At 62.0% G+C, this 25,422-nt stretch carries 24 protein-coding genes and 1 pseudogene; 10 read left to right on the top strand and 15 right to left on the bottom strand.

Going from position 1 to position 25,422, the window contains the following annotated elements:
* The first annotated feature begins 23 nt into the window (after positions 1-23).
* Both BH682_RS28360 and BH682_RS28355 read left to right on the top strand, forming a co-directional pair.
* Complete coding sequence (locus BH682_RS28360; RefSeq protein WP_064074381.1) at positions 24-950, top strand: LacI family DNA-binding transcriptional regulator; 927 nt, start codon at positions 24-26, stop codon at positions 948-950.
* 270 nt (positions 951-1,220) lie between these two features.
* A pseudogene (locus BH682_RS28355) lies at positions 1,221-2,349 on the top strand (IS110 family transposase).
* Here the strand turns inward: BH682_RS28355 and BH682_RS28350 are convergent.
* Complete coding sequence (locus BH682_RS28350; RefSeq protein WP_075835540.1) at positions 2,326-2,964, bottom strand: cysteine hydrolase family protein; 639 nt, start codon at positions 2,962-2,964, stop codon at positions 2,326-2,328. The pseudogene BH682_RS28355 and the gene BH682_RS28350 overlap by 24 nt on opposite strands.
* 950 nt (positions 2,965-3,914) lie before the next feature.
* Between BH682_RS28350 and BH682_RS28345 the strand changes: the two genes are divergently transcribed.
* Together BH682_RS28345 and BH682_RS28340 are read left to right on the top strand one after the other, a co-directional pair.
* Entirely contained in the window at positions 3,915-4,529 is a 615-nt protein-coding gene (locus tag BH682_RS28345) for a class I SAM-dependent methyltransferase (RefSeq protein ID WP_064074416.1), read from the top strand.
* On the top strand, positions 4,513-5,220 hold the full coding sequence (locus BH682_RS28340; protein ID WP_064074382.1) for a DedA family protein: 708 nt from the start codon (positions 4,513-4,515) through the stop codon (positions 5,218-5,220). The genes BH682_RS28345 and BH682_RS28340 overlap by 17 nt, the downstream gene beginning before the upstream one ends.
* A 499-nt stretch (positions 5,221-5,719) precedes the next feature.
* Here the strand turns inward: BH682_RS28340 and BH682_RS28335 are convergent, their stop codons facing one another.
* The 7 genes from BH682_RS28335 to BH682_RS28305 all read right to left on the bottom strand — a co-directional run bounded on the left by BH682_RS28335 (position 5,720) and on the right by BH682_RS28305 (position 13,354).
* A complete protein-coding gene (locus BH682_RS28335) occupies positions 5,720-6,694 on the bottom strand; it encodes an alpha/beta hydrolase (protein ID WP_063316911.1) in 975 nt (324 codons plus the stop codon).
* 300 nt (positions 6,695-6,994) lie between these two features.
* Positions 6,995-7,750 (bottom strand): alpha/beta fold hydrolase, encoded by a 756-nt coding sequence (locus tag BH682_RS28330; RefSeq protein WP_223304484.1) that lies wholly within the window; start codon positions 7,748-7,750, stop codon positions 6,995-6,997.
* A gap of 68 nt (positions 7,751-7,818) precedes the next feature.
* The gene (locus BH682_RS28325; protein ID WP_054800725.1) at positions 7,819-8,256 is read right to left on the bottom strand and encodes a nitroreductase/quinone reductase family protein; all 438 of its coding nucleotides are present in this window, start codon (positions 8,254-8,256) and stop codon (positions 7,819-7,821) included.
* Between the two features lie 95 nt (positions 8,257-8,351).
* Positions 8,352-9,323, bottom strand: a complete 972-nt coding sequence (locus BH682_RS28320; protein ID WP_063316933.1) for an NAD(P)H-quinone oxidoreductase — start codon at positions 9,321-9,323, stop codon at positions 8,352-8,354.
* Positions 9,324-9,393: 70 nt separating this feature from the next.
* Positions 9,394-10,986, bottom strand: coding sequence for a succinic semialdehyde dehydrogenase (locus BH682_RS28315; protein WP_058039356.1), 1,593 nt, complete (start codon positions 10,984-10,986; stop codon positions 9,394-9,396).
* A 38-nt stretch (positions 10,987-11,024) separates the two neighbouring features.
* Positions 11,025-11,936, bottom strand: a complete 912-nt coding sequence (locus BH682_RS28310; protein WP_064689124.1) for an acetoacetate decarboxylase family protein — start codon at positions 11,934-11,936, stop codon at positions 11,025-11,027.
* 125 nt (positions 11,937-12,061) lie between these two features.
* On the bottom strand, positions 12,062-13,354 hold the full coding sequence (locus BH682_RS28305; protein WP_065456465.1) for an NADH:flavin oxidoreductase/NADH oxidase family protein: 1,293 nt from the start codon (positions 13,352-13,354) through the stop codon (positions 12,062-12,064).
* Between the two features lie 61 nt (positions 13,355-13,415).
* Here BH682_RS28305 and BH682_RS28300 point away from each other — a divergent pair, with 61 nt between their 5' ends.
* From BH682_RS28300 to BH682_RS28290, 3 genes are all read left to right on the top strand, one after another.
* Positions 13,416-13,991: a TetR/AcrR family transcriptional regulator gene (locus BH682_RS28300; protein WP_058039359.1), complete on the top strand. Its 576-nt coding sequence runs from the start codon at positions 13,416-13,418 to the stop codon at positions 13,989-13,991.
* Positions 13,992-14,026: 35 nt separating this feature from the next.
* Complete coding sequence (locus BH682_RS28295) at positions 14,027-14,719, top strand: type 1 glutamine amidotransferase domain-containing protein (RefSeq protein WP_075834874.1); 693 nt, start codon at positions 14,027-14,029, stop codon at positions 14,717-14,719.
* 703 nt (positions 14,720-15,422) lie between these two features.
* Positions 15,423-15,722 carry a hypothetical protein gene (locus BH682_RS28290; RefSeq protein WP_156667373.1) on the top strand — a complete coding sequence of 100 codons (300 nt, stop codon included), beginning with the start codon at positions 15,423-15,425 and terminating at the stop codon, positions 15,720-15,722.
* Here BH682_RS28290 and BH682_RS28285 read toward each other — a convergent pair whose 3' ends face one another.
* The 6 genes from BH682_RS28285 to BH682_RS28260 form a co-directional block, all read right to left on the bottom strand.
* On the bottom strand, positions 15,723-16,706 hold the full coding sequence (locus tag BH682_RS28285) for an NAD(P)H-dependent flavin oxidoreductase (RefSeq protein ID WP_058039361.1): 984 nt from the start codon (positions 16,704-16,706) through the stop codon (positions 15,723-15,725). It lies immediately after the preceding gene.
* An 80-nt stretch (positions 16,707-16,786) separates the two neighbouring features.
* Entirely contained in the window at positions 16,787-17,923 is a 1,137-nt protein-coding gene (locus tag BH682_RS28280; RefSeq protein WP_007735579.1) for a CaiB/BaiF CoA transferase family protein, read from the bottom strand.
* On the bottom strand, positions 17,920-19,017 hold the full coding sequence (locus tag BH682_RS28275; RefSeq protein WP_054188348.1) for a hypothetical protein: 1,098 nt from the start codon (positions 19,015-19,017) through the stop codon (positions 17,920-17,922). Before BH682_RS28275 ends, BH682_RS28280 begins: the two co-directional genes overlap by 4 nt.
* Positions 19,018-19,068: 51 nt before the next feature.
* Complete coding sequence (locus BH682_RS28270) at positions 19,069-20,025, bottom strand: ABC transporter substrate-binding protein (protein ID WP_054188347.1); 957 nt, start codon at positions 20,023-20,025, stop codon at positions 19,069-19,071.
* Positions 20,026-20,115: 90 nt separating this feature from the next.
* Positions 20,116-20,889 (bottom strand): ABC transporter ATP-binding protein, encoded by a 774-nt coding sequence (locus BH682_RS28265; RefSeq protein ID WP_037126877.1) that lies wholly within the window; start codon positions 20,887-20,889, stop codon positions 20,116-20,118.
* A gap of 11 nt (positions 20,890-20,900) precedes the next feature.
* Complete coding sequence (locus tag BH682_RS28260; protein WP_030537155.1) at positions 20,901-21,773, bottom strand: ABC transporter permease; 873 nt, start codon at positions 21,771-21,773, stop codon at positions 20,901-20,903.
* A 234-nt stretch (positions 21,774-22,007) separates the two neighbouring features.
* On the opposite strand from BH682_RS28260, the gene BH682_RS28255 reads away from it, so the two are divergent.
* The 3 genes from BH682_RS28255 to BH682_RS28245 all read left to right on the top strand — a co-directional run bounded on the left by BH682_RS28255 (position 22,008) and on the right by BH682_RS28245 (position 24,868).
* A complete protein-coding gene (locus BH682_RS28255) occupies positions 22,008-22,898 on the top strand; it encodes a LysR family transcriptional regulator (RefSeq protein ID WP_058039363.1) in 891 nt (296 codons plus the stop codon).
* Positions 22,895-23,821 carry a LysR family transcriptional regulator gene (locus tag BH682_RS28250; RefSeq protein WP_058039364.1) on the top strand — a complete coding sequence of 309 codons (927 nt, stop codon included), beginning with the start codon at positions 22,895-22,897 and terminating at the stop codon, positions 23,819-23,821. The genes BH682_RS28255 and BH682_RS28250 overlap by 4 nt, the downstream gene beginning before the upstream one ends.
* 186 nt (positions 23,822-24,007) lie before the next feature.
* Entirely contained in the window at positions 24,008-24,868 is an 861-nt protein-coding gene (locus tag BH682_RS28245) for an alpha/beta hydrolase family protein (RefSeq protein ID WP_021346076.1), read from the top strand.
* Positions 24,869-24,931: 63 nt separating this feature from the next.
* Here BH682_RS28245 and BH682_RS28240 read toward each other — a convergent pair whose 3' ends face one another.
* The gene (locus BH682_RS28240; protein WP_007735590.1) at positions 24,932-25,420 is read right to left on the bottom strand and encodes a hypothetical protein; all 489 of its coding nucleotides are present in this window, start codon (positions 25,418-25,420) and stop codon (positions 24,932-24,934) included.
* Positions 25,421-25,422: the final 2 nt, after the last annotated feature.

Raw genomic sequence — 25,422 nt, 5'->3', positions numbered from 1 at the left:
AGGGCTGCCGATAGGAGCTGGAAATGCGAAGTACGACGCGGACGACCTTGCGTGACGTCGCTGCGGCCAGTGGAGTATCTGTGACCACTGTGAGTTTCGTGCTCAACAACAATCCGAAGCAGACCATCCCGATCGCCACGCGGGAGCGCGTCCAGCAAGCCGCGCGCGACCTCGGCTACGTGCCACACGGGACCGCTCGCGCTCTCCGCGAGGGGTCGTCGCGCATCGTCGTCCTCAACATCGCAATCGGACGAGAGAGCAACTATTCACGTAGCTACATTCGCGGCCTCGACGACGAACTCGCCGCCCACCAGCACGTTCTGCTTGTCAAATTCGGGCCCTCCTCCGCGGAATCGACCCGGCAGGTTGTCGACGCGATAACACCGCGGGCCGTCCTGACATTCGGGGAGGCATATCTGAACGGCAACGAACGCGACGACGGCAGTTGGACAGGAGGTCTGGCCGCGACTTCTGCGCTACAGATCAACCACCTGGCCAGCCGCGGCCACACCAACATCGCTATGGCACTGCCCAGTCATGGCACCGACCTGCGTGACGTCCGTCTACGGTTCGCACGCGAGTCCGCTGCAGCGCTCGACTTGGCACCGCTCACATCCTTCACGATGCCGTCACCGAGGGACGCCGGAACCGATGCACTGCAGGAGTTTCGCGCGTCCAACCCCACGGTGACAGCGGTCGCGGCTTTCGACGACGACGTCGCGCTGCGAACTCTGGCAGCCATGAGAGATCTGAAACTCACAGCGCCTCGCGACCTGGCTGTCATCGGGTTCGACGCCACCGAATACGGGGCACTCGCGACCCCACCACTGACAACCGTCCACACCGACGCCGAAGCCCACGGGCGTCTCGCAGCACGCGGTGCCCTCGGGATCGATATCTCGGACGTAGATCTCATTCCCGGGCGGGTCATTGTGAGAGCGACAGCGTGAGGTTCCGGAGTCGGGTATCGCTCTGCGGCGAGCATGATCCACTGCCGTGCTCTGGCGGATACCGGCCGTGGTACCGGTGGCGCTGATCGTGGTGGTCGCTCAGGCTGGCATGCGCAAGGTCCTATCACAGCAACTGACGCCGAGCAGAAGTTTGGGTACGTCGCCAAAGTTCGTTTGTGAGCGTCCGATCGGGCTGGGCAATCAGTCACAGCGCAGATCGGCGAGCGGTAGGTCCGGACGAAGGACTGCTCGATGGACACGAGTTAGGCCGTGCGTTTCGGCCTTGACGTGGGCAAATCTGACCACCACGCTGTAGGCCTCGACAACCAAGGGGCGCGTCTGTACGACGAAGCCCTGCCCAACGACGAAACCCGATTACGGGTGTGTTCGACCAACGTGCCAGGGCACGGACCGATCTTGATCGTGGTCGATCAGCCCAACACCATCGGCGCATTGGCCGGTCGCAGTGGCCTGCGGGTGCGTTCATCAGGTGGCCTACCCACCGGGGCTGTCGACGCGCCGGATAGCCGATCTGTATCCCGGCCAGGCCAAAACCGATGCCTGTGACGCGTTCATCAGCGCCGACAGTGCCCGAACGATGCCGCACACCCTGTGCAGAGTCGACACCGGAGATGACACCCGCACCGAACTCGGCGTGCTCGCCGGTTTCGATGACGACCTGGCCGGCGAAGCCACTCGAATCAGCAACCGAATCCGAAGGCTGTTGACAGGCATTCGCCCAGCTCTCGAACGAGTGCTGGGCCCACGGATCACCCATCGGGCGGTGTTGGAGATCCTGTCTCGCTGCGGCGGCCCGGCCGGGCATATGCGCAGCGGGCACCTGCAAACTGGCCGCGATCGCCACCAAACATGCGTCGCGTATGGGCGCTCGAAACTTGCGTGTTCATTGAAAGAGGTTCTTCAGCAACGCAATTCCATCGGCGACGACGTGGAGAGGATGCTCGATGACCACTCTCTTTCCCGGGTCCTGACCTCCGTGCAGGGGGTGGGAGTCAGGACCGGCGTAAGGATCCTGCTCGAAGTAGGCAATGGATCAGCATTCGCCTCCGCTGGCCACCTGGCCGCCTACGCCGGAATCGCACCTGCGACCCACCGGTCTGGGATCTCGATCCGCGGAGAACGCCCGCCCGGTCAGGTAACCGCAAACTCAAGCGCGCGCCGTTCCTCTCGGCTTTCGCTGTACGCCACGACCCGGCCACTGCATCTATTACGACCGAAAACGCGCCGACGGCAAGAACACAATGCAGCCTTGATTTGCCTGATCAGACGCCGCTGTGACGTCGTCTGCGCCATGCTCAAGAACAAGACCCTCTACCCGCACCAGTCCGATACGAAATCGCTGGAACGCGCGCCCTTATCTCGCGAGCAACGACGCTAGGACGTCGGTCGTCGTATTAAGGTTGACGCCGATACTTTCGAGATCGGTCAGCCGCTCGGAACTCGTCTGCGACACGGCATCGGTGACCAGCACCATCCGAAAGTCTCGTTCGCTCGCGTCGAACAGAGTCGCTCGCGGACAGTTCGGCAAATTGCATCCGGCCACGACAACAGTGTCACAATCCTGTCGGCGCAGGAGCGACTCCAGGTCGGTGCGATGAAATGCACTCCATCGTGGCTTGAACAGCACGATCTCGCACGGGCCGACGGTCTGTGTCTTTCCTGCGAGAAGCAATTCCGTGTCCAATCGGAACCCCTGCGGGAGAACACCTTCCGCGACTTGCGATCCGACCGTTTCCGGCGCGGCCACCTCGGCACCCGCTTCGATCACGTGGCGCCGCAATAGGTCGACATCCGAACTCCCTGGTGCGTACAAGCGAACTACGTGGACTACAGGACGTCCGGCACGCCGGAAGGCCTTCACCAGCGACGCGACGTTCGGCACGACGCCCGTCGTGCCCTGGATCGCTGCTTGCCCGTCGTCGAGAAAGTCGCGTTGCAGGTCGATGACGACCAGTGCAGAACGGTCCCATCTCGGCGTGATGTAGTCCGTCATGTATGCCCCTCCTGCGAGGATCTCAGCCAGGCTCATTCCGTCGATTGATCAGGCAGCCAGCGTAAACGACTGATCGCACGCACTACCGCAGCGACCCTCACCCAGCGGCGCAGCGTCCTCCGATCACCTGATCCACATCAGGATTGACCAGACATAGGGCACCCCCGGTCGGGGCAGAGAAAGGGGCAGGGGTGGCCTATGGGTTGTCGATCGCGTTCGCGTCGAGCACGTGACCCGACGGTCGCTGTCGTTGTCGAGCTGCCAGGGCTACTCGGCACGTGCACCGTAGAACCGTGCCGAGACCGATATCAAGCGGCGCGGGAAAGATCGACCGGACGGCGGCACTACACGGAGGAAATGCATACGGTCACACTACGACGACCAGGAACAAGGCCACGATGGGTGGAGGCGCGATTAATGCGTTGGCCGACTTCGATCTGTCGCTCGTTTCCGCTGAGGACGATGTAGCCGCGATTCGTGCGCGACTGGAAATGGGAGGCATTTTCCATCGTTGAAGTAATGTCGCAGCACGATGTGATGGCCGATTGGAACTGCCCAGTGCCGATAGCGGGAGAGTTGGGGGCGATGTTTGGCGGATCAGTCGGGGTCTGTCTTGCTCGGCGAGAGTGGGTGATCACCCGGGTTCCGCCGTGGGGGTGGTTCGTGATCGCGGCCGCATTTCCGGAGCGTCCGAATGCGTCACGTGCAGAACATATGTCACGACTTGTAGGGCCCTGGCTGCGAGCGAGTGGATTACAACGAGAGGCAGATGATGTTCGTCGTCAGCCTGAAGGCGTTGATGAATTCCGTTGCGACCCTTATGCGATGCCCCGAGTTGGCGATCCGATCCCTTAGGTATCGGCCCTTAGGTGTAAGCCCCGAGAGAATCTAGTGAAATTCAGCCCCGAGGGACGATGTGGGAGCGCATTGTTCTGAGGATCGTTGACGCGATGACATCGAACCAGAACAACAATTGGCAATTCGCGAAAGCCGTTCTCCGGAAGCCGTTTACCATCGGCGCGATCGCACCCAGTTCGGTGCCGGTCGCGGCGGAACTGGCAGCGGTGGTACCGAACGAGGGTGCGCCGGTGGTCGTGGAGTTGGGCCCCGGTACCGGATCGGTCTCCGATGCCATCTCCGCGCGGTTGCCCACAGGTGGTCGTCATATTGCGGTGGAGGTTGACGGCGATTTGGCGGCGCATCTGCGGCGCACGAGGCCGCGCGTCGAGACGATCTGGGGCGACGCTTGCGATCTGACCGGACTGTTGGACGCCGTCGGAGTGGATCGCGTCGACGCGATCGTCTGCGCCCTCCCGTGGTCGCTCATCGATGGAGAAAGACAGTGCGCGATTCTCGGTCAGATCGCGGAGGTCCTGATCCGTGACGGACACGTGAGTGTTCTGGCCTATCCCCACGCCCATTGGCTGCCGAGAGCCCGGGATTTTCGAATTGCGTTGCGCGGGAAGTTCACTGAGGTCGTCCGAAGCCCAGTGGTGTGGCGTAATGCGCCGCCCGCGGTGGTGTACCGATGCGGGCAGTCGATGTCTCGTGCGATTTCCCTCTGACTTTCTGACCGGCCTACCTCCGGTCTGGCTGTTGGTGATCAGTTCAGTCCTGATCACGGCGGAAGTGGGCACTCTGATCGGCGTCGTCCTTCCCGGCGTGACCGCGGTCCTAGCGCTCGGCTATCTCGGCAGTTCGGGCACCGTTCACCCGGTCGCAGCTTGTGTCGTGGCGATTGTCTGCGAGATCGGCGGAGGCCACCTTGCCTACGCCAAAGGTCGATACGCCCGCAGCACTCGAACATCCGGAAACATTCGTCGCAGTCTCAAATCTGTTGTGGACAAACATTTCAGCCGATCCAGCTCCTGGTCACGGTCGATCGAACTACGGGCGCTGGCCCTGGTGAAGCGGAGGGGTGCCTTGGCGATCGTGTTGTGTCAGTGGTTCGCCGGCGTCCGCACCGTGACACCACGGTTGGTGGGATCGGCTGGGATGAGCTATCGAAGGTTTGCCCTCGCGCAGGTTCCGTCAGCGGTGCTGTGGGTGTGCACGTGGATGTCGGTCGGGGCGGTGGCCGGAGCGACCTACGAGCGCATAGCGACCAGGGTCAGTGTGGTCGGTCTGGTGGTGTTGGCGGTGGTTCTGCTCGTCGTGTCGGTGTGGGCGACCGTACTCCGGCGCCGGCCCCCAAGGGATGGAGCGGGGACGCCGCCGAAGTTGACAGCGCGGACAGGCCCGACTGACAACGGATGACCCGGTCACCGGCGGCCGATCTCGCGACTTGGAGCTAGGTGGCCCATCAGGTTGGGGTTAGGTGTCCGACCTGATGGGCCGTGCGCGCCCACGTCTGGGGAGACGGGCGAGCAGTATCGGTGGCCCACCGCATTCGACCTCACGCCGAGATGACGCTGCGCTTGGGGCAATCGTAGCGAAAGCGTTGGCCGCGTTCGGCATCCCCCAGGATGCCTCGTCTCCCGCTCGCCGTTGTCCATCCCCTCGCTCATTCGATGGGGAGAGCGCGTGCTCCGCCGCACCACCCGCGAGACAACCCGCGTAAAGGATCCGGCCACGGTCTGTTCGAGACGATAAGTGCCTGTCGTCCGCCCCTGATGCCGGCTTGGCAGCAACATCTATTAGCGCAGTGTGCAGTGCAGTTGGCCCCGCATCCGTACAGGTGGGGGTTGGTTTCTCTTGGAAACTGATCTAATTCCGTGCCGCCGCTGTCGCCTACCTGTCGTGGCTCGGACTTGTGTCAGCTGCCGTGCAGTGCGGCACGGAGTGCGTCCACGGCGAGGGTCCGTGCAACATTGGCAGCGCGGGTGTTTCGGAGGCTGTCGAGCAATAGGAAATCGTGAACCATTCCGGCCACGCGCACCGATGTCACGTCGACACCTGCCTCTCGGAGCTTATTCGCGTACTGCTCTCCTTCGTCCCGAAGGACATCGGCTTCGTCGGTGATGACCAACGTGGTCGGGAGTCCGGCGAGGTCCTCGAGGGAAGCCTGTAGCGGCGAGGCGTGCACTTCTGCGCGCTTCGCGGGGTCGGAGGTGTAGGCGTCCCAGAACCATTTCATGCCGTCGCGGGTGAGGTAGTAGCCTTCGGCGAACTGCAGGTAGGACGGAGTATCGAAGTCCGCGTTGGTGACTGGGTAGAGCAACACCTGTGCCTTGAGGTCGATACCTCCACGTTCTTTGTTCATGAGTGCAAAGACCGCAGACATGCATCCGCCGACGGACTCCCCGGTCACCGCGATGCGGGTAGTGTCCAGGCCGTGCTCGGCTCCGTGCTCGAGTATCCACTGCCCAACCGCGTAGTTCTGTTCGACTTGGGTCGGGTACTGGGCTTCGGGCGCGCGGTCGTAGACGGGAAATACTCCGGCAGCGTCGGCGCCTACCGCGAGTTCGCGAAACAGTCGATCGTGTGTCTTGTCGTCTCCGAAAACCCATCCGGCGCCGTGGATGTAGAACACCACCGGCAGTGGTCCGGTAGCGCCTTTCGGTCGAATGATGCGAGTGCGGACCGTTCCCCATTGGCCTGCATCGACGTCCACCCACTCTTCGTCGACGTCGGGTCGTGCGACGCCGTCGCCACTTTGTAGGTCCCGCAGTATCTTTCGTCCTTCTTCGGGTGGCACTTCGTAGATTCGGGGGTGGGGGTCGGTGGCCTCGCACAGCTCCTTCGCTGCCGGTTCGAGGTACGGAGTGAGCGGTGGTGGTAGTTCGGACATGTCAGCTGGCCTCTCGGGTGGGGGAACGATGGGACGAAGCAGGCGATGGTTGGTCTTTCGAAAACTCGGTCAAGAAGTGCCGGTACATTCGAAGGGAGGGTACCTGGCAGAAGTACGCAAACCCGCTGCATAGCAAGTAGTTTCGTGCTCCAGTTGCATCGGGTAGTAGTCGCTACTTCGACCCCGCACTGCCGACGAGCGATCGACGTTCGGTTGAATGTGTGCACCTCTCACATGACCTAAACATATTGCCTGTCGGGTCGTCAATGGATCGATGTTCGCGCGTGTCGGAGGCGACCGTCATGGCTTCTCCCACCAGGCAACGATGCGTGCGACCACCTGTGAACTTCCCCGGACCCATCTGATGTGATCGTTGCTCGCACCGGGCAAGACGTCGTCGTGCTCGTACTGCCATCGTGTCACCGCGCGTGTTTCGAACAGTTTCTCCGCGAAGATGTCCACCGATCGTGGTGGGGCCATGGCGTCCGATGCGAAACTGATGACGAGAGCGGGCGTCGCGATCGGCCGATCGGCTTTGTACGGTGGGTTGCCTGTGATGACCGTGCGGGCCCATTGCCGCATCAACGTGCGAGCGCCGGGGCCGCCGAAAGCCGGTGTCGGTACGTAGCCGAACAGTGTGGTGAGCAGCGGGACGGCTACTGCGCCCATGAGCAAGACGTGTAGCCCGCAGAATCGGTAGGTTCGATGGTGGGGGAGCGCAGCAGCTACGGTGACCATTGCCTCGACCGCCGGGTGGTTCAGTTGGTGTCCGGCGACGAGTTGACCGCCGAGACTGTGCCCGAGCAACAGGATTGGCTGCTCGGGATGATCCCTCCGCGCACAGGTAATTGCGTCCTCGATGTCGTCGATTTCGTCCTGGTAGGACCAATCGTGTCTGCGGTCGGCGCGGGGCTCGCCGCGTTCGGATCCTCGTCGTCGAATAGCATGGGCCTCCCACCCGTGCCGTGCGAACTCTGCGACCAGCGGTTCGTAGAAGTGCGACCCTATTGCCATCGCGGGCGCGATCAGGACAAGGGGAGCGCTCGAGCTGTGCAAGCGGTGACGAATCGGAGTGCACAACGGACGAGGTGGGCCTTCGTCTTGTGCTGCGTGGTGTTCGTTTCTCACAGTTGGCAGATCACCAGTGGTATTTCGCGCTGTGTTCGTCGTTGGTAGTCGGCGTAGCCTTTATAGGCAGCAACGACTTTGGTCCACAGTGCGGCTCGTTCTTCTGCGGACGCGGTGCGTGTGTGTACCGCGAAGCGTTCTCCGTCCATGACGAGTTCGGCGTCGGGGTGGGCCTGGAGGTTTTTATACCAGTCCGGATCGCGGTCGTCGCCGCCTTTCGACGCGACGAGCACGATCCAGTCCTTTTCTCGGACAGGGGTTGTCAGGTAACACGACCGCGGGAGTCCTGACGAGCGTCCGATCGTGTGCAGCTCGACGACCGGCATTCCGAAGGGTTTGGACAGCAGTCGCCCTCCACTGACGGTGAGCACGATTTTGTGCGCACCGTTCATCAGCTTGGCGCCGAGGTCTTTGACGGTGTCGGTGTTCGACATTTCTCATCCCTTCATGAAGGTGGTGAGGGTGATTCTGTGTGCGTGCGCGGTGGGTGCCCTGTGAGGGGTCATTCGCTCCAGTCGGTTGAGATCTGTCACGAACTCTGCGGCAGGAGAAGGACTTTTCCCACCGAGTCTTTCGATTCGAGCAACGCCTGCCCCTCGTCTGCATCGGCCAGGGGTAGCTTTGCCGAAATGATCGGTCGAATAAGCCCTTGTTCGATCAACGGCCACTCGTCAGTGGCGACGGCCGCAACGATCTCCGCCTTCGAGCCGGGGCCAGTCAGCGGGCGGTTGCGCACGTTGAGGCCGATGATTCGCGCACGTTTACCGATGAGTGCACCGACGTTCGCCTCACCGGTGAAGCCTCCCTGCATGCCGATGATCACCAGCCGACCTCCGACAGCGAGGGCGTCGATGTTGCGGCTGAGGTAGCTCCCACCCATGATGTCGAGGATGACGTCTACCTGGCCCGCCAGTTCGGCTGCGAAGTCCTGATCTCGGTAGTTGAGCACGATGTCGGCACCGAGGTCTCGGCAGCGCTGCGCCTTGGCCTCTGATCCGACGGTGACCGCGACGCGCGCCCCCAGCGCCTTGGCCACCTGAATGGCATGGGTTCCGATTCCGCTGCCGCCGCCGTGGACGAGAAGCAGATCGCCGGCTTGCAGGCCTGCGTCGGTGACGATCGTGGACCAGACGGTGCTCGCCACCTCGGGCAGAGCAGCGGAATCGATCAGAGTCACGCCTGCGGGTACAGGTAGTAACTGAGATGCGGGGACTACTGCGTATTCTGCGTACCCGCCTCCGGCGATCAGGGCACACACTTCGTGGCCCAGTGCCGGACCGTCGACGCCGGGACCAAGGGCGACGACGGTGCCGGAGATTTCGAGACCCATGATGTCGCTGATACCCTGCGGTGGCGGATAGAGTCCCTGCCGCTGCATCACGTCACCGCGGTTGATACCGGCGGCGGCAACGCGAATCAGGACCTCGCCAGGTGCGGGCGTTGGGGTCGGTACTTCCTCTACGACGAGGTTCTTCTTCTCGTCGACGACGATCGCTCGCATGGTGGGGGTGACGGTGCTCATCTTGCCTCTCCTGTGGTGGTAGTCGAAATCGGTTGGCAGGCGGTGTTTGTCAGCGTGCGCCGATGGTTTTCCAGATGCGTAGCGCGGCGTTCACCACGGGTGCCCACGCGTTCCAGGGGATTCCCGCTGGTGGGTAGAAACCGAATCGCGACTGGTGGGCGATGGTTTGGGCTTCGGTGTATTTGAGGATGCCGTCGATACCGTGCCGACGCCCGAGGCCGGAATCGCCCATTCCGCCCATCGGCGAGTCGATGCTGCCCCACGCCGCGGCGAAGGCGTCGTTGATGTTCACGGTCCCCGAACGCAATCGGGCAGCGACTGAGCGGGCGCGGGTGGCGTCGCGACCCCACACGCTGCTGTTGAGTCCGTAGACGGTGTCGTTTGCCCGTGCAACTGCCTCGTCGTCATCGGCGACGGCGTAGATCGAGACGACCGGACCGAACGTCTCGTCCGTGTGCAACGTCATCTCTGGTGTGACGTCGGCGAGGATGGTCGGCTCGTAGAACAGCGGCCCCAGGTCTGGACGTGGCTTCCCTCCGGCCAGAAGGCGTGCGCCCTTCGCGACGGCGTCGTCGACATGAGCCGACACTGTCTTCAGTTGTTTGTCGGTGGTGAGACTCCCGACGTCGACCCCGTAGTCGTAGGAGGCTCCGATGGTCAAGGCAGAGGTTCGCTGAACGAACTTGGCAACGAACTCGTCGTGTACGGACTCGGCGACATACAGGCGCTCCACCGAGACGCACAATTGTCCTGCCGACGGGAACGCAGCGCGCACGGCCCCTTCGGCTGCCCGATCGAGATCTGCGTCGTCGAGGACGAGCATCGCGTTCTTGCCGCCCAGTTCGAGTGACGCCCCGATCAGCCGCTGGCCCGCGCCGCGGGCGATGTCTCGACCGGTCGCCGTGGACCCTGTGAACATGATGTAGTCCGCGTTCGCCAAGAGTGGGTCCCCGATCGAACTGCCTCGGCCGATCACCATCTGCCACACATCGGCCGGTAGGCCCGCTTGGTACATCAGGTCCATGGCCCACAAGGCGGTCAGCGCGGTCTGGGTGTCGGGCTTCTGCACCACAGCATTTCCGGCCATCAGTGCGGCGATGGCGTCCGTCGCCGCCATCGACAGTGGATAGTTCCATGGCGAGATGATCGCCACCACCCCTTTCGGGTGGTGCAGCTCGGACGTGCGGGTGAGGAAGGGCAGAGCCCCCCGGCGACGTTCGGGTTCAAGAACTTTCGGTCCGGTGCGGCCGTAGTAGCGGGCGGCGATGGCAGCGTCGGCGATCTCGAGGTACGCATCGCGACGGGTCTTGCCGTTCTCAGCCTGCATCAGGTCGAGCCCGGTGTTCTGATTCTTCAGGACCAGATCATGGAAACGCAGTAACACGCTGGCACGCTCCGCTACGGAAGTCGCTGCCCATCTCGCCTGGGCGCGGCGGGCACGAACGAATGCTTCGTCGACGTCAGCCGGGGCCGAGACCGGGAAGTCTGCGAGTGGTGAACCGGTGTACGGGGCAGTGGTGATCGAGCGGGGAGCGTCGGGCGAGGCCGTAACTCGTTCTGTCAGCCGTTCGAGTAATCCTGTGGTCAGTGTGGCAGGCAGCGCCGCGCGGGGATCTGTGGAGGTGTCGGTCGTTGTGGTCATGTCGGTGTACTCCTGAGATGTTCGGTCGATACGAGGTGTCAGCGAACCGAGACCGGGACCGGCATGTGCAGAGCGGCCTGAGCCGAGGTGGTGGCATCGAATCTGATCGTGCGGATGGGCCGGAGTGCGCGTAGGTCGTCGGACATCCTGCCCTCGCCGAGAGTCAGATCGAATCCGCGAGGAAACAACGACGTTCCGCTGGCGAGGACGTTGGTTTGGTTGAGGGTCGAGTGCCAGGATCCGTCTCGCTTCGTGTACGAGGTGAGGGTGGAGACGTTCGTGCCCGTTTCGAACGTCTTCTGCTCCGGGGTGGGGGCGGAGAAGGCGATGTCGGCGCCGCCGTCCGCGTTGGCGATGCGGGCCGTGGTGCGTGCGTGGTCGATGCCGACATCGAGATCGGTGACCCACTTGGGGAACCCGTACCCGTCATGGCCGCGCACCTGGGCGATGTCGGTGTTGACCGGAAGTGAGAGCACATAGGAGTGCAGGTGATCGTCACCGAGGGCGGCAACCAGATCGGCAGCGGCCGTGGTAAGTCCGCCGTGGCGCGCCGGGCGAACCGCCACACCCACAGCCGCCTCGGTGTAGAAATCGATGTCGCACACGTCGTAGCGGAACGCCATCACTGACACCAGCCCGAACCCGGGTGCGATTTCCAGCGGCGCCAGCTCCTCTGGGATCCGCTTACGGATCGCCCTGCTCGGGGCCACCATGGTCAAACGCGCGGAGGACATCGCGTAGTAGAAGTTCGGCGTCCTTGTCGTGCCGATCGGCGATTGGACCTGCGTTTTCGGAAGCGTGCGGAAGAAGTCGACACTCGGGACCCGCGGGTCGGCGGCGACCTTGTCGAGCGGCACATCCATCCGGTAGCGGTCGAACAGGCCGTCCTTCGGAATTTCGACGGTCCGGCCGCCCAGATCGACCTTGACGGTTGTCGCTGTGTTCGTCATTTTCATGCTTCCGTTCGTTCTGTCGACCATTCAATGTTTACATTGCTTACATCAGGCTAAGGGTGAATGTAAGCACTGTCAACACTGTCTGGGTTCGCCGCCGAAATGACGGGAAACTGTCCGCATTACCCGATCGAGGGGGTGCGGTGCTGTAACCAGCGGCGATACCGCCGGAGCGCGCGGCGCTGCAGCAGCTGCTCTTTCAATAGTGCGACCACAGGGCTGGCCGTCGGCCGCGTGGACTTGCCTCGGCCTAATCGTCGAAGCTGCTGTCGCACGCGAGCCATGCTCGCCGCCGACGCCATGGCCTTGTCCTTGATGGTCACCGGGGCTAATTCGACGGAGGCTGCGGCATCGAGGCGCCACCGATTCGGCAGATCGGGATCGATCGCCAACGCACTGCCCATGCCGACCAAATCCACACCGCTCGCCAGGACCTGCTCGGCAACAGGTCGCCGAACCACACCGCCGGTCAACATCAACGGCACCGGGCTGGCCTCGGCCAGTTCCTCTGCAAGAGTCAGAAAGTAGGCCTCCCGAGCGAGGGTGCGATCGTCCGGGCCTTGGCCGGTCATGGCCGGTGCTTCGTAGCTCCCTCCGGACAGTTCGACGACGTCGACACCGAGTGGTGCGAGCATGGCGATCACTTGCGCTGCGTCGTCGGAGTCGAATCCTCCGCGCTGGAAATCCGCGGAATTGAGTTTGACGGCAACCGTGAACGTCGGGTCGACAACCCTGCGCACTGTGCGGACGATGTCGAGGAGCAATCGCGCTCGGTTCTCTAGGGTGCCGCCCCATTCGTCGGTGCGCTGATTGACCAACGGAGAGAGAAACTGCGAGAGCAGATAGCCGTGTGCGGCATGGATTTCCACGCCGTCGAAACCAGCTTCCTCTGCGCGACGTGCTGTTGTTGCGAAACGGTTGACGGTGTCGTTGATCTGGAGGGCGGTCATGGCCCGGGGATGCGCAAATCGCTTGCTGTTCTTGCCAAGTTCGACGCGAGTGGCGGACGGAGACCATGCGACACCGGGCATGTCGGCTTGAATCTGCCGACCGGGGTGATTGATCTGCATCCACACTTTCGCACCTCCGCCCTTTGCGGCATCCGCCCATTCGCGGAACGGCCCGATTGGGGATTGTGCGTCGAGAACGACGCCGGCCGGCCCGGTCAGCGCCTCCGCGTGAACCATGACGTTGCCGGTGATGATCGTTCCCACCCCTCCTCGGCTCCAGCGGTGGTACAGCTCGAACAGCTCTTTGCCGGGGAGCTGTCCAGCTACGGCCATGTTCTCCTCCATGGCTGCCTTGACCATCCGGTTGGGGAGTGTCGCCCCACTGGGAAGAGTGAACGGGGCGAAGGCCGGAGAGACTGTGCTGTCAGTCTCCAACTTGTCGGGTGCAGGGTCGGTGAATGGCATCGGCGCTCCTGAATGAGGTATGTTTACATTGCTCACATGAGCGTAGAAAGGAAAGTTAACGGTGTCAACATCTGTCAAGGGTGGCTACCATCACGGTGATCTGAAGGCCTCGCTGCTGGCGTCGGCGATGCGCATGCTCGAGGCGGGTGAGCCGTTTTCGATGCGCGCGATCGCGCGCGAGGTCGGTGTGTCGGCGACTGCGCCGTACCGACATTTCGCTGATCGTGAAGCACTCGAATCTGCTCTCGCCGCGCAAGGATTGCGCGATCTGAAGGCGGACCTGACAGACGGCCGCGAGCTACCGTCGACGTCGGCAGATCTTGCCGAATTCGCAGTCGCCTACGTCGAGTTCGCGCTGCGGCGACCGGCGCTCTTCCGGTTGATGTTCGGCAACGAGTGCGACACGGGTAACGACGAGCGCGTGCAAGCGGCTGGAGAGATTCATCTGCTGATGCAGATGGGGATGACGCTTGTCTTTCCTGATGCAGATTCCGAGGCGTTGGCATCGGCGGCATGGGCATTGGCGCACGGTTTGGCTTGTCTGCATCTCGACGGCAAAATGTCGACGGCCACAGCCGGTGAGGCTGCAGATCGGGTGCGAGCAGCTTTTGCTGCGATTCTGGCGGTACAAGGGTGAGATCCACTTACCAAAGCGATCGAGAGAAGAGTTCGATGACCAAGCGAATCTTGAACGTAGTCACCAACGTCGGCCACTACGACGATCCGTCTCATAAGACCGGGTTGTGGCTGTCCGAGCTCAGCCATGCCTGGCAGGTTTTCGACGACCACGGTTTCGAGCAGACTTTAGTCAGCCCCGAGGGCGGAGCGGTGCCCTTGGAACCGCGATCGCTCAAATTCCCGAACTACGACAAGAGCGCAAAGGCATGGCGGTCCAACCCTGCTCGGATGGCGCTACTCGACTCCACCGCCAGCCCCGAACAGGTCGACTCCGCTGACTACGATGCGATCTTCTTCACCGGCGGGCATGCAGTCATGTACGACTTTCCCGGTAGCGAAGGTCTGCAACGCATCACCCGGGAAATCTTCGAACGCGGCGGGATCGTGTCGTCGGTGTGCCACGGGTACTGCGGACTTCTCGACACCACACTGTCCGACGGCAGCTACCTCATCGCCGGCCGCAAACTCACCGGATTCGCCTGGCGCGAGGAAAAACTCGCCCGCGTCGACAAACTCGTACCCTACAACGCCGAGGAAAAAGCCAAAGCGCGCGGCGCACTGTACGAAAAGGCGAAACTGCCCTTCGTGTCCTACGCAGTCGTCGACGGAAACCTCGTCACCGGCCAGAACCCAGGATCCGCAAAGGAAACCGCAAAGAAAATTGCAGACCTCCTGCTGAAGGCCTAGCGGAGCTGTCGATAGCGACCGTCCTGGACCGAACAGAGGGACGTCGAGATTGTGTGCTCAACGCAGATGACGACTAGCTGCCCGGCCCGACGTGCACGGTCTCGGTTGCGCCGCTGCCAAATCGCCCTGACTGACAGGGTTGCAGACCTTGTGGGATCTTTGGGACAGTTATAACAACGGTTTCGTCGGTGGTTCGGTGGTAACCCCGACCCACCGCTAGGGAACGGGCCCAGGTACGCGCCCGCGGTCCCTGAGTCCGGACAGTCGATACCGGTCGAGCGGGAGTAAAGGGTTGTTCTTGTTGCGGGGAATCAGGTTTGGCGCCGTTCGAGAGCGAACACAGAAAGATTTCATGCCGCGCATGTCTTGTACACCGATCACGTAGGGTTGTACTCGACGAACCGTTCGAAGGCGCTCTCCGCCTCTTTCCCTGTCAACAGGGTTGTGTTCACAGAAATCTTTTCACTTCCGATGGTCACCGTCGCCTCCCGATTGGCCAACATGTTCTCGGACCACGCTGGGTGGTACTCAGTCGAAGCCAAGAAGTGTCGGCGTGGCGTGGGGAAGCTACTTCGGACCGACGGTGATGTTATGCGCGTGCTGGCCGACTCATACCGAATCTGGATGTGCACAAGAACTATTGGAACTCTGGCAACAGTGCGTTGATCGCAATGGCGCGGGTGACAACAGGGTTGGTAGCACCATGGACACAACATTGAGTAGGTCGTGCTCGGTGCCGATCGAAATCCTTGCGGTTGTCACTCTGATGACCGCAAGCAATTCGGAGTACACCTCCTTTCCTCGTCCTGGCGTCAATGATCGTCGGGATGCACCCGAAACGATCGAGCGGCGATGGCGAGCCGCGAGGCGATCTGGAAGAGCTCCCCGTCACCGCACGACGCATCGAGGACGAGGTATCGGCGGCACGCGGGTCGACGAGCGCAACGGCAGGGGCATTCGCGAAGAACTGGCCGACGGTAGCGCCCAGTGGGTTCGGACGTAGTCAGGCGCTGAGAGGATCCAGGAGGCCGGTAAGCCGTCCGGCAATCAGTGCTTCGGCCTCTGTGACAATTCGTTCCACCAATTCACCCACTGTGGGGATGTCGTGAATCAATCCTTGCACAGTGCCAGCCGTCCAGATGCCAGCCTCCTGGTCGCCGCTGTCGAACACCGCTCGGCCCCGCGCACCGGCCACAAGATGTCGAACGTCTTCGAATTTGCCACCACTGGAGAGGATTTCGACAACTTCTTGGCTGATGCTGTTGCGTGCTACGCGAGCGGTATTGCGCAGTGACCTGAAAATCAGTTCCGTGTCGACCTCCGAGGCAGCGACTATCGCCTGCTTGATGTTGTGGTGAATCGGAGACTCCTCGGTACACATGAACCGAGTGCCCATGTTGATGCCGTCGGCGCCAAGCGCCAGGGCGGCCACCAATCCTCGCGCGTCGGCAAATCCACCGGACGCGATCATGGGAATGCTGATCCGCTCTGCTGCTGCAGCGATGAGGACGAGACCCGGTACGTCGTCTTCCCCTGGATGCCCGGCACATTCGAACCCGTCGATGCTGATGCCGTCGACACCGAGGGCCTGGGCTTTGACCGCGTGGCGGACGCTGGTGCACTTGTGGAGAACCTTGATGCCTGCGCCGTGAAAGTGCGGCAGATGGGGCGCGGGAGACGATCCAGCTGTCTCGACGACTTTCACTCCGCAGTCGATGATCACGTTGCGATACTCATCGTAGGGCGGAGGTGTGATCGTCGGGAGGATTGTGAGGTTGACCCCGAAAGGTTGATCGGTGAGCTCGCGCGTTCGGGATATTTCTCGGGCAAGATCGTCAGGTGTCGGCTGTGTCAGGGCAGTGAGCATGCCGAGCGCGCCGGCGTTTGCAACTGCCGCTACGAGTTCTGCTCTCCCCACCCATTGCATGCCGCCCTGCACGATTGGGTGGCGAACTCCGAATGTCTCGGTAAATGCGGTGGTCAGCACTGGACATCTCCTCGATGGTGCATGGCTATCTGTTTGTCAGTTACGTTGGTGCAAAGTCAATTTCGACCCGAACGGTGCATTCAGCGCGTCGATGTTGTCCACTCGTTCAAGGCCGGAACCTGTGAAAGTTCAGTTCGTGCCATCGGAGGTTCGGCGCGATAGGGCATGGCAGGCGTCAAATACTGTTCGCCATGTTCGTTGGTGCCGGGGATGAAGGTACGGTTCGCAATCACATCGTCGGCGCAAATTACCTGGTCGTAGTCACGCACAACTGCGGCAACCACTCCGGCCGCAGTGAGATGCTCTACTGCCTCAGCGGCGCTGCGGTAGCACAGCTGCTTCTCGATCGTGGCGACGAGGTCAACACGGTTTTCCACGCGCAGCGCGTTGGTGGTGAACCTCGGGTCGTCGGCCAACTCGGGTAGGTCGATCGCCTTGCACAGTTCGATCCATGCGCGCGGTTGGTATCCGCTGATCACCAGCTCGCCGTCGGCGGCGCGAAAGACGTCTGCCGCCGGTGCGACGCTTGGTTGTCCGTTCCCTTTGCGACTCATGGGCTTTCCGGATACCTGCCACTCGATCCAGTTGGCGGTCTGCAAGTGGATTGCGACGTCCAGCAGGGAGACTCGGACGGACGATCCTTTGCCGGTGCGCTCACGTCGAAGTAGCGCTGCCAGTGCCGCCTGCGCGACGACATAGCTCGTTGCATGGTCTATGACCGGTGCGCCCACACGTTGTGGCGGGCTATCCGCCTCACCCGTCACCGACATCAGTCCGCTCTCTGCTTGCGCAGCGATGTCGAGCCCCGCGCGGGTGGCGGACGGGCCTTCCGCCCCGTACCCGCTCACCGAGACGGCGATGATTTCCGGTCGCAGGCGTTGAAGTTCGGTAGAGGAGAATCCCAATCGATCGAGGGTTCCCGGGCGAAGATTGTGCAGCAAGATGTCGCTCGATGCGATCAGATCCCGAGCTCGCTGCAGATCGGCGGAGTCTTTGAGGTCGAGGCAGATTGAACGCTTTCCACGGTTGTACCCGTAGAAGATGCCGCGCGCGTAGTCGGCGTCGATTTGTCGGGCCGGTTCACCACCTGGAGGCTCGAGCTTGATGACCTCGGCGCCGAGATCGGACAACTGCTGCCCGGCGCTGGGTATTGCGATCAGTTGACCGATCTCCACTACTCGGACACCTGCCAACGGCAGGTCTACTTCGTCGGTCATCGAATGATCTCCACATGAGGCGAAGTGACATCCTCAGCGGGCTCCAGGCAGCGCGCCAACAAGATGCCTTCGGTGTGGTTGCAGGGGTTCAGTCGGTTTCTGTCGCCTTCTACTCCCCCGATTCGGATCGTCACGGTTCCATCGTCATTGCGCTCGAAGTGTGCGTCGTTGAGGTTGACGGTGTGGTCGCGGTACTCGAAGGACTCGAACCAGTGGTTGTACAGCATCACTCCGAAGTAGGTGCAGTCGGGGATGGTGAACGTAATGTCGACGGCAGTAGCGTCTTTCAGTGACCACCAGCCGGCAACGTATTGGTTGGAGCTGGTGCCGTAGAAGTCTCCCCACCCTCGCTGCTCCGAGGTCACGCGAATCTCGTTGGGAGACTGACTGAGTGTTTCGATGAGCTGAAGACTGCGTCGAAGGCTCACGTCCATGCCACGAGCAAGTTTCGTGAGGCGCTGGGTCAGCCACGCCGTGTCGAGATCGGGGCGTGCACCAGGCGGCGGACCGAGGCGCTCGATGTGGAGAACAGGATCGATCTCCGCGTTACGCGTCTTGTGATACACACGCACTACTACGTCGAAGCAGCGCTCATCCAGCCGAATGCCGCTGCGCCCCTCCAGCTCTTGTGCGACGAAGATCTCGAAGTTGCCGTCCGCGTCACACACCTTGTCGTCGATGACGATGTTGTCGGCGACCCTGTCGGTCCCAGACGCGCCCACACGATTGGCGAGGACGGCGACGTAGGGCACTGTGCCACGGTTACCGTGAATGCGATATGTCTCGTTGGGGTCGATCATCGCAGTCCAGTAGTCGACGTCGATGCCGTCTCCCCAGAACTTTCGCATCGGTGACATCAGGGTGAAGAGTTCAGGCCGGAGTACGTCTTGGCGCTCGATGTTCATCTCGGCGAGGTATCCGAACAGACGAAGTGCGTGCCGTACACCTTCGGCGCTGTCCAGCGGCGATCCGGTAGCGGCAGCGGTCGAACCGAATGTCGCAAGGCTGTCGGTGACTGCAGACCAAGCCTCGGTGAGCTGCCGGCGATCGTGCTGGGACTCGGATTGTGTTGACTGGTCAGCGAGTTGTGTCATCGTTTCTTCTCTTTCGTGGTAGACGAACTGGATTGTGTTTGGGGGCGTTGGTCAGCAGAGGGGGTCGAAGGGAACGTCTGCGTCGGACTTGCCCGAGGTCTGGTTGTTCACCCATGCGACGTTCTGGGTCCATCGGTCGGCCGAAATCTGCACAGGCCAGAGACTCTTCTGCGAAGCCCACACCTGGTTGGCTTTGTCAGCAGGAACATTCATTCGCTCGGTGAGAAGTTGAGCTCCTGCTAGCTCGTTCGCAGGATCGGCTATCCACCCTGCTGCGGCCTCGAGCGCCGCACACACGGGGGTGGCAGCATCGGATTCAGCGAATGTGGCTGTCGTGACGAGCACCGTGCCCAGGCCGTATGAACTCACGCCGTCAGAGCCCACCGGGTCTACTTCTGTAATCGCCGTCATCGGTATTCCTTGAGCGTCGAATACGGCCTGGCTGGCAGCGGTGAGAACGGCGGCATCGATGTCGCCCTTTCGTGCGAGTGGTATCTGACTCGCGGTGGGTGCCGCTGCGATGAATTGCACCGTGGAGGCGTCGATGTTTCGTTCTGCGAGAAGCTGATTGACGAATTGCTCGGCCGCGCCGCCACGTGACGGTATGGCGATCCGCTTGCCGGGCAAATCCTCGATGGTGGTGATGCCGCTGTCTTTCGTCACGGCGATGGCAAGATCGATCGACCCGTACGGGGACAGTGGCCGCAGACTCTGCCCTTGCTCTATGGCCGGCACGACGGTTCCGGGTGCACCGACCGCGAGATCGGTTGTGCCGCCGATGAGACCGCTGATGAGTTCGGGCCCGTTCTTTCCGTCGATGAGCTCGACGTGGAGGCCTTCCTTGTCGAACATTCCTTGTTGGACGGCGACGTAGACAGGTAGGGACAAAGCACTCGCAGGGTAGACCCCGATGGCGACGCTACCGTCGTTCGGACGCCCTCCCCCTCCACACGCGGAAAGCAGTAGGGCCGCTGCAATGACTGTGCCGACAAAAGGTCGAAGTTTCATGGGATTCCTGTTCCTTGATGGCTGGGCGCATCAGAAATCAAGCTGAGTTGGCTGGGCACATCAGTAATCAAGCTGAGTTGGCTGGGCACATCAGTGGTCGAGCTGACCACGCAGCCGATTGAAGATTTCGATGTATCGAGGTTCGGCGGTGAGGGTTTCGAGTTCGCGGGGGCGTTCGATGTCAATGCTGACGTCGTCGATCACTCGGCCGGCCCCGAGCAGCAGAACGCGGTCGGAGAGACAGATGGCTTCGCCGAGGTCGTGGGTTACGAAGATGACCGTCCGGCCTACCTGGGATTGCCAAAGCTCGAGGAATTCTCGCTGTACTTCGACTCGGGTTTGCGCATCGAGGGCGGCAAAGGGTTCGTCCATCAACAAGATGTCCGGATCCAGTGCCCACGTTCGGGCCAACGCGACACGCTGGCGCATCCCTTGGGAGAGTTGCCAAGTCCACAGCCGTGACGCCTCGGACATTTGAACGGCCGCAAGCCAGCGCGCTGATTGAGTTCGTCTCTCCGCCTTGGGTACTCCCCTCAATTCGAGACCGTACTCCACGTTCTTCTGCGCTGTTCGCCACGGGAACAGCGCATCTCGGGCCATCATGAAGCCCATCCGAGAACGAGCGTCGAATGGTGTTGTGCCGAGGACCTCGGTCTTCCCTTCTGTTGCGTCCACCAATCCAGCGAGCGCGTTGAGCAGAGTGGTCTTTCCGCAACCGCTCCTGCCGACCAAGCTCACGAACTGTCCGCGAGGGATGGTGAGGTCGAGATTGTCGACCACAGTTTTCGTCGACCCGTCGGGTGAGGGGAAGGATATCGTCAGTCCGTCGAGTTGTACGGCGGGTGTAATCACGTTGGTATCCATGATGATTCCTGTCATCGTCGAGCCGGCGGCTGCCACCGAAGGAGGTAGCGCTCGGCGAAGTTCATGACCTGGTTGAGGACGACTGCGACGATTGCGAGAAGTATGAGGATCGCGTAGACCGCTTCCATCCGGAACTGGGCCGAGTAGATCGACACAAGCTGGCCCAGCCCGTCCCGTGACGAGATCAGTTCCGAACCGACAACGCCAAGTAGCGAATAGATCAGCCCCAACCGAAGACCGGCAAAAATGCCAGGTGTTGCGACGGGGAGGAGGATGTGCCAGAACACCTGTGTCTTACTGGCATTCAGGACAGTGGATAGTCGGAGCCATTCGTCGTCCACTGACTTCACACCGGCTCGTGCACTCGAGCAGACGATGAAGAAGACGAGTGTGAACGCGAGAGCGACCTTCGCCGTCATCGTGATCCCGAAGATGACGATAAGCAGAGGCGCCAGCGCAAGACGTGGCATGGCATTCGCCGCATCCAGGAACGGACTCATGATGCGTTCGAGGGTCGGAAGCAGTCCGAGAGAGAGTCCGACCGCCACCCCGACTGCGCTAGCGAGGATCCACGCGATCACGACGGCAGTCATCGTGGCACGCAAGTTCGACGAAATCTCGCCCGACTGCACCGCTGCGGTGAAGTAGGCCCAGGCCTCGCCTGGCGTTTTGGCCAGAACTGGCTCGATCCAACCGTGCGATGCGACGAGCTGCCACGCTCCGAGTAGGACCAGAAGCAGCGCGACCTGGGCCAGTCGTACCCCGATGGTGAGTCGCGTACCGGATCGACGCTGTCGAGCGGGCTTCGGCTCAGAGCGCGCCCGCCTCACGGAACGGGGTGACGTAGCACCGGATGGCGAACTTGCGGTGATGGTTTCGGTCATTTCGGCGCCTCCTCCGTAGTGCTCGCAGGCGGCGATAGGTGCTCGACAAAAGCAGACGGGCGCCTCTGGTCGAAGCTCCCCGGGTTGTTGCTCACTGCGTTCATATGTGAAGCAGATCACGGGATTCTTCTTCCCGTCTACGCCACATTCGAGAGGTATGCCATAGGGTTTCCCTATGGCTGACGGGCGCAAAATCGGGCGCGCGCGAGGACTGCCACGAGAAGGGAACCCCGAATGGACCGGCGTCATCTGGAATACTTTCTCGCCCTTGCTGATCGGGGCAGCATTTCCGCTGCGGCTCGCGGACTGGGGGTCAGCCAGCCGACAATCTCGGAGGCTCTCGCCAGAATGGAGAAAGAGTGCGGCCTGACGCTCGTCCGCCGTGGCTCGCGGGGAGTCAGCCTGACCGACGCTGGACGCGATCTCACAGGTCCGGCGGCCCAAGTACTTCGGGCATACCGGGATTTGGATCACGCTTTGCATCCATTGAACGTCGTGCAGCGGGGTCGGCTGACGGTCGTGTGTCCGCGAACATTGGCGCGTGATCCAGCGGCCACGGCCCTGGGTGCGTTCAAAAGCAAATTTCCGAACGTTGCGGTGACGATGCTCAGCAATGACACCGACGGAATCGGAACGGTGGTCGCCTCGGGTCAGGCTGATATCGGCCTCGGGGTGGACGAGGTGTTCGACGAGGGCGTTGAACGTATCCTTCTCGGCCGGCAACAAATCGTTGCGCTGGTGCCGGCCGCACGAAGTGAAGGCGAGGGGGCAGCGGCGTTGACGGATCTGTTGCGAATCGGATTGATCACCAGCCCGCGTGACGATGTCACTCGGCGACTGTTGGCGGAACGCCTGGGCGAAGGCACTGTGGACGAGGCGGTGGTTGCGGAGACTATCTCTGTGGCTTCGATGATCCCACTTGTACGCGCGGGAGTCGGCGTCGCTTTCCTTCCCGAATCTGTCGCCGATACAGTCGGAGAAGGTGTGGTGTTGTGTCGTACTCGGCCCCCGCTCACTCGTGATATCTGGATGTTCCACGGTTCGACGCCATCGCCTGCGGCACAAGCGTTTATCGAGACGACCAGTCGATTACGTGACGAAGGTGGAATGGGGAACGCCGGATGAGCAAGTTCGGAGAGTCCGCAACCCCGCGAATCGATCCGCGGCAGCTACAAGACTTCCTTGCCGTCGTCGAACACGGCAGTATCACGGCGGCAGCGGCAAATCAGTTCACGGGAACATCGAGCGTCTCTCAATCAATTGCGCGGCTCGAAAGACGCGTCGGAGGACGGCTTTTCAATCGAGGCCGGACCGGCGCGACGCTGACGGCGCGCGGACGGAATCTCATCGATCCAGCACGCGAAGCGCTGGCCGCGCTCGACCGATTAGTGGTCGACAGCGAGTCCTTACTGCCAGCAGTCCCCCGCCTCAGTGTTGCCACGACAGCGAGCCTTGCGGACGATCCCGCAGCGGTACTGCTCGGAGCGCTGCGCACGGAGGTGCCGAACCTGAGGATCACTATCTCGGATCCACCTGGGTCATCCGTGGCCGATGCGATTCACCCGGTCATGGCAGGCACCGCTGACGTGGCAATAATGGAGTCGCCGCCCACCGGTGTTCCCGGGACGCGCACGGTGCGCCTTCCGGACCACAAGTTGCGGCTCGTCTGCCCGCCCGGTACCCCGTCACCGGTGGACGGGGTATTCATCGGCGAAGATCTCATGCGCATCGGCTTGGTTGTCGCACCACGGTTCGAAACTTCCGATGTCTATCGCCATCTGCGGTCGATCGAACCGCGAATCGACCACGCATTCGTGATGAGGTCACAGCACCGCGATGCCTTCGCGGATTTCGCGTACGAAGGGATCGGTGCTGTCATCCTCGAACTCTCCAGTGCCGAGCGAGCATCCGAACGCGGGTGCACTGTGGGCGAGATATTCGAACTGCCCCCACGGAAGATCGCAGCCGTGGCAAGGGACGGCCCGAACACGCAGATCGTCGAACATTTCCTACGGCTGTGTGCCGAGCAATCCGCGCGGAAGCCGTAGGCCGAGGCGATCTCGACCTTGCGCTCTGGGTATTCGCGTCGCCCGGGCATCCACCGAGAACGATGATTTTGTCCACAGACACAACACTTCTGGGATAGTCCGTTTCCTGAAACAAAGCCGACGGGTTGCCTTCCCGTGAATATGTAATACACGTCACTCCGGATCAACTTCGAAAGGTTGACTTTCATGCGAAAGTCTCTGAAACATTTCGTGAATGCTGCAGCGGCGGTTGCGTTGTGCGCGACGCTAGGACTCACGGGCGCAACCGGAACAGCGGCTGCCGATGCGCCCGGCATCCCGAGCGTCGGGCACGATTGGGCGAGTGCAGGGCCGTACACCCCGAACGTCTCGATCGGGCTGGTGCACACTCTGTACTACCCGCGCCAGCTCGGCGCGCGCGGCGAGAAGCACCCTGTTGTGATCTGGGGGAACGGTACCGGTGTGCTCCCCGGTGCGTACACCTCCTTGTTGCGCCACTACGCCAGCCACGGATTCATCGTGGTCGCCGCCAATACACCGGCAAGCAATTTCGCCATCACCATGCGGTCGGGAATCGACCTCATCGCGGACAAAGCGGCCAGCCCGTCGAGTGTCTTCTACGGCAAAGTCGACCTGGAACACATTGGTGCGGTGGGGCACTCGCAGGGCGGGTCTGCGGCGATCAACGCGGCGATCGACGACCGCGTCGACACCGCCGTCGCGATCCAACCAGGCCCGCTCAATGATGTCGATCTCATCGACGAGCCCGTTCTCTATCTGGCCGGCCAGGCCGACGCAATCGTTTGGCCGGCGATCGTGCGGGCGATGTACGAGGACGCAGACCACGTGCCTGCCGAGTATCTGGAACTGCGCGGCGCCACGCACTTCGGTACGGCGATCAACGGCGGCGATATGCGCGGACCGAGCACGGCGTGGCTGCGGTACTGGCTACTCGACGATCCGAACGCCCGCACGGAGTTCTTCGGAGCGAGCTGTGGATACTGCACTGACACCCAGCAGTTCTCCGACTTCGACCGCAACGATCTGGCCATGCAGATCCCGGGGTGACGGTCAGATCCGGAGTTGTCGAAGACGAACAGCCTTCCAATCAGGTCGGCGGAGTTGCGAAGCTCAGATGACGACGTAGCCGTACATCCGTTCGCCCTGAGCCACAGCTCTGGTCGCTAGTTCGGCGAAGGCGGTCAGGAACGGCACTGAGTCCTCCGACGGTTCACTCGTCTCGTCGATTGCCCAGGCCGCCGCAGCGGCGGCGACACCGTCAGCGTTCAATTCCGCTAGTGCATCGCGTAATTCGTCGGTAACCGTGAGCACGAGGGTGTCGCCGTCGTCGCTCATCGCGACGAGTTTCCCGCAGCGTGGACCTTTTGCAACTTCGTCGTAGGGGCGAGCGGTGAGGGCTGCTTCCAGTCGGCCGAGCGCGACAACTGGATCGACGCCTTTCGCCTGCAGAACTGGAGTCCCACTCGCAGCCAACTGGACCCGCGGGCGAGAAGCTGCGTTCGCCTCCATCACCTCTGGTTCCAAGTCGACGAGTCCCGCGAGGGCAGAGGTGGCATGCTCATCCGTGCGCGCGGTGAAGTAGTCGGTGATCGCAGACATGG

The sequence above is a fragment of the Rhodococcus sp. YL-1 genome (assembly GCF_001942025.1).
In the GTDB taxonomy this organism is placed as follows: domain Bacteria; phylum Actinomycetota; class Actinomycetes; order Mycobacteriales; family Mycobacteriaceae; genus Rhodococcus_F; species Rhodococcus_F qingshengii.
This window is presented reverse-complemented; position numbering and strand designations above follow the sequence as displayed.

Bases quoted from the DNA above. Each gene is read 5' to 3' on its own strand.
- BH682_RS28255 (WP_058039363.1), top strand. From the start codon at position 22,008: ATGGACCGGCGTCATCTGGAATACTTTCTCGCCCTTGCTGATCGGGGC.
- BH682_RS28295 (WP_075834874.1), top strand. From the start codon at position 14,027: ATGACCAAGCGAATCTTGAACGTAGTCACCAACGTCGGCCACTACGAC.
- BH682_RS28250 (WP_058039364.1), top strand. From the start codon at position 22,895: ATGAGCAAGTTCGGAGAGTCCGCAACCCCGCGAATCGATCCGCGGCAG.
- BH682_RS28345 (WP_064074416.1), top strand. From the start codon at position 3,915: ATGACATCGAACCAGAACAACAATTGGCAATTCGCGAAAGCCGTTCTC.
- BH682_RS28305 (WP_065456465.1), bottom strand. From the start codon at position 13,354: ATGCCATTCACCGACCCTGCACCCGACAAGTTGGAGACTGACAGCACA.
- BH682_RS28270 (WP_054188347.1), bottom strand. From the start codon at position 20,025: ATGAAACTTCGACCTTTTGTCGGCACAGTCATTGCAGCGGCCCTACTG.
- BH682_RS28290 (WP_156667373.1), top strand. From the start codon at position 15,423: ATGGACACAACATTGAGTAGGTCGTGCTCGGTGCCGATCGAAATCCTT.
- BH682_RS28350 (WP_075835540.1), bottom strand. From the start codon at position 2,964: ATGACGGACTACATCACGCCGAGATGGGACCGTTCTGCACTGGTCGTC.
- BH682_RS28280 (WP_007735579.1), bottom strand. From the start codon at position 17,923: ATGACCGACGAAGTAGACCTGCCGTTGGCAGGTGTCCGAGTAGTGGAG.
- BH682_RS28320 (WP_063316933.1), bottom strand. From the start codon at position 9,323: ATGCGAGCGATCGTCGTCGACGAGAAGAAGAACCTCGTCGTAGAGGAA.
- BH682_RS28335 (WP_063316911.1), bottom strand. From the start codon at position 6,694: ATGTCCGAACTACCACCACCGCTCACTCCGTACCTCGAACCGGCAGCG.
- BH682_RS28325 (WP_054800725.1), bottom strand. From the start codon at position 8,256: ATGTCGAACACCGACACCGTCAAAGACCTCGGCGCCAAGCTGATGAAC.
- BH682_RS28315 (WP_058039356.1), bottom strand. From the start codon at position 10,986: ATGACCACAACGACCGACACCTCCACAGATCCCCGCGCGGCGCTGCCT.
- BH682_RS28240 (WP_007735590.1), bottom strand. From the start codon at position 25,420: ATGTCTGCGATCACCGACTACTTCACCGCGCGCACGGATGAGCATGCC.
- BH682_RS28310 (WP_064689124.1), bottom strand. From the start codon at position 11,936: ATGACGAACACAGCGACAACCGTCAAGGTCGATCTGGGCGGCCGGACC.
- BH682_RS28275 (WP_054188348.1), bottom strand. From the start codon at position 19,017: ATGACACAACTCGCTGACCAGTCAACACAATCCGAGTCCCAGCACGAT.
- BH682_RS28360 (WP_064074381.1), top strand. From the start codon at position 24: ATGCGAAGTACGACGCGGACGACCTTGCGTGACGTCGCTGCGGCCAGT.
- BH682_RS28245 (WP_021346076.1), top strand. From the start codon at position 24,008: ATGCGAAAGTCTCTGAAACATTTCGTGAATGCTGCAGCGGCGGTTGCG.
- BH682_RS28265 (WP_037126877.1), bottom strand. From the start codon at position 20,889: ATGGATACCAACGTGATTACACCCGCCGTACAACTCGACGGACTGACG.
- BH682_RS28260 (WP_030537155.1), bottom strand. From the start codon at position 21,773: ATGACCGAAACCATCACCGCAAGTTCGCCATCCGGTGCTACGTCACCC.